This window comes from Limnohabitans sp. (assembly GCF_044373035.1).
In the GTDB taxonomy this organism is placed as follows: domain Bacteria; phylum Pseudomonadota; class Gammaproteobacteria; order Burkholderiales; family Burkholderiaceae_C; genus Limnohabitans_A.
The window spans coordinates 20,025-27,932 of record NZ_JBILQU010000031.1 but is presented as its reverse complement, the minus strand read 5'-3'; the positions used below and the strand labels follow the sequence as shown (position 1 = coordinate 27,932).

Annotated in this window: 4 protein-coding genes; 2 read left to right on the top strand and 2 right to left on the bottom strand. The window is 62.9% G+C overall.

The features are described from left to right. Nucleotides 1-138 precede the first annotated feature (138 nt). Nucleotides 139-603 (bottom strand): DUF1854 domain-containing protein, encoded by a 465-nt coding sequence (locus tag ACIQ47_RS06865; RefSeq protein WP_396437432.1) that lies wholly within the window; start codon nt 601-603, stop codon nt 139-141. Then, nucleotides 600-2,921 (bottom strand): ABC transporter ATP-binding protein, encoded by a 2,322-nt coding sequence (locus tag ACIQ47_RS06860; RefSeq protein ID WP_396437431.1) that lies wholly within the window; start codon nt 2,919-2,921, stop codon nt 600-602. The genes ACIQ47_RS06865 and ACIQ47_RS06860 overlap by 4 nt, the downstream gene beginning before the upstream one ends. A 176-nt stretch (nt 2,922-3,097) precedes the next feature. Here ACIQ47_RS06860 and cphA (ACIQ47_RS06855) point away from each other — a divergent pair, with 176 nt between their 5' ends. Together cphA (ACIQ47_RS06855) and cphA (ACIQ47_RS06850) are read left to right on the top strand one after the other, a co-directional pair. Continuing rightward, nucleotides 3,098-5,284: a cyanophycin synthetase gene (cphA, locus tag ACIQ47_RS06855; RefSeq protein WP_396437430.1), complete on the top strand. Its 2,187-nt coding sequence runs from the start codon at nt 3,098-3,100 to the stop codon at nt 5,282-5,284. A gap of 43 nt (nt 5,285-5,327) precedes the next feature. After that, a complete protein-coding gene (cphA, locus tag ACIQ47_RS06850) occupies nt 5,328-7,907 on the top strand; it encodes a cyanophycin synthetase (protein WP_396437429.1) in 2,580 nt (859 codons plus the stop codon). Nucleotide 7,908: the final 1 nt, after the last annotated feature.

Below are 7,908 nucleotides of genomic sequence, written 5' to 3'. Positions count from 1 at the left end.
GCAGGGGCTCGCTCCCACAAAGATCCCTGCCGTTTTAAAGGGCCATGCAGCAGCGTGATGCATGCCATCACCGTGGCTGCCCCTGCGGCCGAATGCGCGCCGTGGCTCAGGCGGACATTCGCGAGGGGAAACTCAAGCTCAGAGAAAACGATCCAACAATTTGCGCGAGTGTTTGTCCATGGCCGCCAAATCTCGGATCATGTACTGCACGCCATTGGCGTCGTTGATCAGCAGCACAGTGCCTGTCAGGCGGCGGATGTCTTCCTCGCCTTTGAGCATGAATTGCGTGGTGCCCCGATCGGTCTGCACCGTCCAGGTGCTGGGCGTGAGCAGGCTGCTCACGGTGTCCAGGCGCAGGATTTGTGGCAAAAACTCTCGCTCGTCCACGGCCTCTCGAAGCGTGGCCTGCAGGTCAGGCGCGAGTGCCAACAGGTTGGGCACCCACTGCAGCTCGTGACCATCGGCGTCCATCAAGGCCACGCCTTGGTCCGGGGCCGAGACCGGATAGGCGCGCACAGCCGTCACCGGGCTGTGGCGCGTGCCATCGGCCAAGACCAGCACCCAACGGCCAAAAGCATCGCGTTGCAAATCAAACGGGGTCATGCGCTCACCTTTTTGTCCTCGTCGCTGCCGCCGAGCACCGCCACCGCTTCGGCCTGGCGCTGCTGCGCTTCGTACAAGCGCCAGTAAGCGCCTTGGGCCTCCATGAGTACGTCGTGCGTGCCCTCTTCGACCACCACCCCTTTGTCCATGACCACCAAACGGTCGGCCTTGCGCAAAGTGGACAAACGGTGCGCGATGGCAATCGTGGTGCGCCCGCGCACCAGGTTGTCCAGCGCTTTTTGGATTTCTTTTTCGGTTTCGGTGTCCACCGCAGAAGTGGCCTCGTCCAAGATCAGGATGCGCGGGTTGATGAGCAAGGCCCGCGCAATCGAGATGCGCTGGCGCTCGCCACCCGACAGGCCCTGGCCGCGCTCGCCCACCAGCGAGTCGTAGCCCTGAGGCATGCGCAAAATGAACTCGTGGGCATGCGCGGCGCGGGCTGCGGCCACGATCTCTTCACGGGTGGCGTCAGGCTTGCCGTATGCGATGTTGTCGGCGATGGTGCCGAAGAACAAAAATGGCTCTTGCAGCACCAAACCAATTTGACGGCGGTAGTCGGCCACCTTCAGCTGGCGGATGTCGGTGCCGTCAAGTTCGATGGCCCCTTCGCTCAGGTCGTAAAAGCGGCAGATCAAATTGACCAGCGTGCTCTTGCCCGAGCCACTGTGGCCCACCAGACCGATCATCTGGCCGGGCTGGATGTCAAGATTGAGCTGGCGGATCACGGCCCGGTTGCCATAACGAAAGCCCGCATCGCGCAGCCTGATGTGGCCTTGGACATGGGCTGGCAAAGCCACGGGGTTGATCGGCTCGGGCACGCTGGAGACATGGTCTAGGATGTCAAATATCCGCTTGGCCCCGGCGGCTGCTTTTTGGGTGTTTGAGACGATGCGGCTCATGGCATCGAGACGACTGTAAAACCGCCCGATGTAGGCCAAAAACGCGGTCAGCACACCCACGGTGATTTGGTTGTCCGACACCAACCAGATGCCAAAGCCCCAGACCACCAGCAAGCCGATTTCGGTCATCAGTGTCACCGTGGGCGAGAACAGCGACCAGACGCGGTTGAGTCGGTCGTTGACTTGCAGGTTGTGCGCGTTGGCGTCCTTGAAGCGCTGGGCTTCGCGGTCCTCCTGTGCAAAGGCTTTGACCACCCGGATGCCAGGGATGGTGTCGGTCAGCACGTTGGTCACCTCGGCCCAAACGCGGTCGATTTTTTCAAAGCCGGTGCGCAGTCTTTCGCGCACCACGTGGATCAGCCAGCCAATGAAGGGCAGCGGCAACAAGGTCACCAGCGCCAACGTGGGGTTGATGTAAAACAAGATGACAGCCGTCATCAAAATCATCAGCACATCGGTGGCAAAGTCCAGCAGGTGCAGTGACAAAAACACGTTGATGCGGTCGGTTTCGCTGCCGATGCGCGCGATCAAATCACCGGTGCGCCGTCCGCCGAAATACTCCAGCGAAAGTTTGAGTAAATGCTCATAAGTGCTGGTGCGCAAATCGGAACCGATGCGCTCGGACACCAGCGCGAGGATGTAGGTTTTGGCCCAGCCCAGGCCCCAGGCCAGCAAACCCGAAGCGAGCAAACCCAGCAGGTACAGGGACACCAGGCCCGGGTCGATGTCGGCCCCGTTCTGGTAAGGGATCAGAACCTCGTCCATCAAGGGCATGGTCAGGTAAGGCGGCACCAGCGTGGCGGCGGTCGAGGCCAGGGTCAGCAAAAAGCCGATCAGCAAAGAGCGCTTGTAAGGCCGGGCAAAGCGCCAGAGTTTGAGCAGGGTCCAGGTCGACGGCGGGTTCAGGTCTTCGCGGCTGCAGACAGGGCACTCGTCATCGTCCTCGGACAAGCTGGCCTGGCACACCGGGCACACCAACACATGGGCCGCCTGCAAAGGTCGCCCTTGCAGGTCGGCGGGCACACTGTCCGGGCTTTGGGCACGGTGGCTTTGCTGCGCCTCGAACTGCGCCACCCAGCGAAACACCGCGTCTTGCAGGCCCAGCGTAAAGCGCCAAACCGCCAGGCGGCCTTGCACATCCCTCAACTCCAGCTGCCCGACCCCGGCGTGGTCCGTCTGGCGCAACCGCTGGCCTTGTGCCAAGGACCAGCTTTGCCAATTTTTTTCACTCAGATGGGCCGTGAGGATGCGCCGATCGGTCAAAATCAAAGCGATTTTGTGGAACTTCAGTGCCGCATTCAGGTCAACCAAAACCCAGGCTGTAGCGTTTTCATCGGGTTGCAGCCTCGATTGCACTTCTGCTTGCCACTCGTCCGGCACAACCGAACGCCAAGATGCAGAAGAAAGTACTGAAGACATGAAGGCTGAACCCCAAAGAACCCGTTGCGCCCCGGTGGCGCGACGAAAAAAAACACACTTCGAACCCGGTTGACACCGCCTGTCCAAGCCATGCCCCTGTTGAACCTTGAGCTTTCCGCCCAAACGCTGGACATCCCCGCGATCGAGCGACGATTCTATCGCTGCACCCCCAAAGCATGAGCGCACACCCCACACCCCACCACATTCAGTTCCTGCGCATGACCCCATTGCGCGGCCCCAACATCTGGACTTACCGCCCGGTCATCGAAGCCCTGATCGACATCGGCGACCTGGAAGACTGCCCCTCCAACACCCTGCCCGGCTTCGCAGAGCGTCTGGCGGCTTGGCTGCCCGGCCTGGTCGAGCACCGCTGCAGTGTGGGCGAGCGTGGCGGCTTTTTGAAGCGGCTGCAAGAAGGCACCTGGCCGGGTCACATTCTGGAGCATGTGGCGCTGGAGCTGCAAACACGCGCCGGCATGCAAACCGGTTTTGGCAAAGCCCGCGAAGCTGGGCCCCGGGGTGTTTACAAGGTTGTCATCCGCACCCGTCATGAAGCCGTGAGCCGTCAGGCCCTGCACAGTGCACGCGATTTGATTCTGGCCGCCATTTCAGACCAGGCTTTTGATGTCACTGCGCACATCGCCCAACTGACCCAAATGGTGGACAGCCTGTGCATTGGCCCGAGTACCGCCAGCATCGTCGATGCAGCCGCCGACCGGGGCATCCCGAGCATTCGCCTGAACGATGGCAACTTGGTGCAGCTGGGCTATGGCCAGCGCCAGCGTCGCATCTGGACCGCCGAGACCGATCGCACCAGCGCGATTGCCGAAGGCATCTCCAAAGACAAGGACCTGACCAAGCAGCTGCTGAGCATGTGTGGTGTGCCCGTGCCCGAAGGCCAGATCGTCGACAGCCCGCAAGCGGCCTGGACCGCGGCCCAGGACATTGGCCTGCCGGTCTGCGTCAAGCCCACCGATGGCAACCATGCCCGGGGGGTGTCGCTCGAACTGTCACGCCAGGAAGACATCGAAGCGGCCTATGGCATCGCCTTGGCCGAAGGCAGCGAGGTCATCGTCGAGCGTTTCATTTTGGGCGAGGAACACCGCCTGCTGGTGGTGGGTAACCAAGTGGTGGCGATCAACAAAGGCGAAACCGCCAGCGTGGTGGGCGATGGCGTGCACACCGTGCAACAACTGATCGAACTGCAAATCAACTCCGACCCGCGCCGGGGCGAAGAAGAAGACTTTCCCCTGGACACCATCCGCCTGGAAGACCACACCACCTCGGTGCTGGAGCTCAAGCGCCAAGGCCTGAACGCAGGCAGCGTGCCCGAGGCGGGCCGCAGCGTGCTCATCATGCGCACCGGCAACATGTCGATGGACGTGACCGACCTGGTGCACCCCGATGTGGCCGCCCAAGCGGTGCTGGCCGCGCGCGTGGTGGGCCTGGACATCGCCGGTGTTGACCTGGTGGTGGAAGACATCTCCAAGCCCTTGGGGCCGCAAGGCGGCGCGGTGGTCGAGGTCAATGCCGGCCCGGGCCTGCTGATGCACCTCAAACCCGCCACAGGCCAGCCCCGCCCGGTGGGCCAGGCCATTGCCAACCACCTGTTCAAGCCCGAAGACAATGGCCGCATTCCGGTCGTGGGCCTGATCGGCGATGGCGACACCACCCAACCTGCGCAATTGCTCGCGTGGTTGCTGCACCTGTTGGGTCTTCACACCGGACTGTCGTGCGCCAACGGCTTGTTCTTGAACCAACGCCAACTGCCCACCCAGGACGGCATGGACTGGGCCCAAGCGCAGCGTTTGCTGATCAACCGGGGCGTGCAAGCGGCCGTGTTCGAAAGCGATGCCCGCCATCTGCTGGCCCAAGGCCTGCCCTATGACCGTTGCCAAATTGGCATCGTCACCCGCATGCCCCGCGCCACCGGTCTGGACGACCTGTACCCGGGCGGTGATGAAAAAATGCCAGGCTACATCCGCACCCAAATCGATGTGGTGTTGCCCGAGGGCACGGCCGTGCTGAACGCCGCCGACCCCGAAGTGGCCGCATTGGCCGATTACTGCGATGGCAGTGTGCTGCTCTATGCCGACGATGAGCACAACACCCGCCTGCAAACGCACCGCAGTGCAGGTCATCGCGTGGGTTTTTGGCGCGAAGGCCAGCTGGTGCTGGCCCAGGGCCCCAAAGAGCACTTGGTGTTGTCGATCCAACGCCCAGCCGTGGCACGGCTTTTGAAAACGGGCAGCCTGAACACCAGCGACATGCTGGTGGCCGCCTGCGCAGCCTGGGCGATGGACATTGGCACCGATCTGATCAAGGCCGGGATCAAAAGTTATGGCAACTTGCCCACCGCTTGAAATATCGCCCCTGGCCACCCTTCTTCCCCTGGAAACACCTTTCATGCAAGTTTCTCGTATTCGCGCTTTGCGTGGCCCCAATCTGTGGAGCCGACACACCGCCATCGAAGCCATCGTCAGCTGCAACCCCGCAGACAGCGGCCTGTCGGCGCAGCACCCGGTCGAGCAGCAGCTGCGGCGCATCTTTCCAGCGGTCGGGCCATTTGACGGACAGCGTCCAGGCGAGGCCGTCACGCTGGCACATGCCCTGGAGAAAGTGACCTTGAGCCTGCAGGCGCTCGCAGGCTGCCCGGTGTCCTTCAGCCGCACCATGCCCACCGAGGAGCCCGGCGTGTTTCAGGTGGTGGTGCAGTACACCGAAGAAGTGGTAGGTCGTTTGGCGCTGAGCCTGGCCGAGCAACTGTGTCAGGCCGCCGCAGCAGGTGCCGGCTTCGACCTGGAAGGCGCCATCGCGCAATTGCACGAACACGACGAAGACGTGCGCCTTGGGCCTTCGACCGGGTCCATCGTGGACGCCGCCATGTCGCGCGGGATCCCGATCCGTCGCCTCACCGATGGCAGCATGGTGCAATTTGGCTGGGGCGCCAAGCAGCGACGCATCCAGGCCGCCGAAACCGACACCACCAGCGCCATTGCCGAATCGATTGCACAAGACAAGGACCTGACCAAAAGCCTGCTGCACGCGGCAGGCGTGCCCGTGCCCATGGGGCGCCCGTCCAAGAGCCTGGACGAAGCCTGGGCCATTGCCCATGAAATCGGTCTGCCGGTTGTGGTCAAACCCCAAGACGGCAACCAGGGCAAAGGGGTCTCGGTCAACATCACCGCGCGAGAGGCGTTTGACAAAGCCTATGCCACCGCTGTGCGGTATGGCACCGTGCTGGTGGAAAAGTTTTTGCCCGGCCACGATTACCGCCTGCTGGTGGTGGGCGACAAACTGGTGGCCGCCGCAAGGCGCGAGCCGCCGCTGGTCGTGGGCGATGGCAAGCACACCGTGCGCCAATTGGTCGATCTGGTCAATGCCGACCCACGCCGGGGTGAAGGTCACGCGACATCTTTGACCAAAATCCGTTTTGACGACATCGCCATCGGCCGCCTGCATGCGCAAGACCTGGAGCCCGAATCGGTGCCCGCCAAGGGCCGCCGCGTGATTTTGCGCAACAACGCCAACCTGTCCACCGGCGGCACCGCCACCGATGTGACCGACGAAGTGCACCCCGAGGTCAAAGCCCGCGTGATCGCGGCGGCACAAATGGTGGGCGTGGACATTTGCGGCGTTGACGTGGTCTGCGAATCGCTCTCGCGCCCGCTCGAAGACCAAAACGGTGGCATCGTCGAGCTCAACGCCGCACCGGGCCTGCGCATGCACATCAGCCCTTCGTTTGGCAAAGGCAGGGATGTGGGCAATGCCGTCATTGACCTCATGTTCCCCGATGGCGACAACGGCCGCATCCCGGTGATTGCCGTGACCGGCACCAACGGCAAAACCACCACCGTGCGCTTGGCGGCTCACCTGCTCAAGGCCCAAGGCCTGCGCGTGGGCATGACCAACACCGACGGGGTCTACGTCAATGGCCGCCAAACCGACTCGGGCGACTGCAGCGGCCCGCGCAGCGCCCGCAACGTGTTGATGCACCCCGATGTGGACGCAGCCGTGTTCGAGACCGCCCGAGGCGGCTTGCTGCGCGAGGGCCTGGCCTTTGACCGCTGCCAAGTGGCCGTGGTCACCAACCTGGGCGCAGGCGACCACCTGGGCCTGAACTACATCACCACCCTGGAAGACCTGTCGGTGCTCAAACGGGTGATTGTGCTCAACGTGGACCCCAGGGGCATGGCCGTGCTCAACGCCAATGACCCGGCCGTGGTGGCCATGGCCCGGCACTGCCCGGGCGATGTGACCTTTTTTGCGCTGGACGCCAACCACCCCGTGCTGGCCACACACCGCGCCCAGGGCAGGCGCGTGGTCTATGTGGAAGACGGCGCCATCGTGGCCCAAAAAGGCAGACAGGTGTTCCGCATCCCGCTGAGCCAAGTGCCGCTCACACGCCAAGGTCAAATCGGTTTTCAGACCGAGAACGTGTTGGCCGCGGTGGGCGCGGCTTGGGCGGTAGACGTGCACTGGGATGCGATGGCGCAAGGCCTGGCCACCTTCATCAGCGACATCCAGGGCGTCCCCGGTCGCTTCAACCTGTTTGACTACCAGGGCGCGACGCTCATTGCCGATTACGGACACAACCCGGACGCCATCCAGGCTTTGGTGCAGGCGGTGGAGAACATGCCCGCCAACAAGCGCGTGGTGGTGATCAGTGGTGCAGGCGACCGGCGCGACCAGGACATCCGCGACCAGACGCAAATTCTGGGCAAAGCATTTGACGAAGTGCTGCTGTTCCAAGACGCTTGCCAACGCGGGCGCGAAGACGGCGAGGTGATCGGTTTGCTGCGCGAAGGTCTGCAAGGCGCGCTGCGCACCACCCATGTGCAAGACATCCAGGGCGAGTTCAATGCCATCGACACCGCCCTGTCGCGCCTGTCACCGGGCGATCTGTGCCTGATTTTGATTGACCAGGTCGAAGAGGCTTTGGCGTACATCACCGAAAAGGTCAAGGCCAGCAACGGGGCCAACTGAC

Coding starts and splice junctions, on each gene's coding strand:
- ACIQ47_RS06865 (WP_396437432.1), bottom strand. CDS start 603: ATGACCCCGTTTGATTTGCAACGCGATGCTTTTGGCCGTTGGGTGCTG.
- ACIQ47_RS06860 (WP_396437431.1), bottom strand. CDS start 2,921: ATGTCTTCAGTACTTTCTTCTGCATCTTGGCGTTCGGTTGTGCCGGAC.
- cphA (WP_396437430.1), top strand. CDS start 3,098: ATGAGCGCACACCCCACACCCCACCACATTCAGTTCCTGCGCATGACC.
- cphA (WP_396437429.1), top strand. CDS start 5,328: ATGCAAGTTTCTCGTATTCGCGCTTTGCGTGGCCCCAATCTGTGGAGC.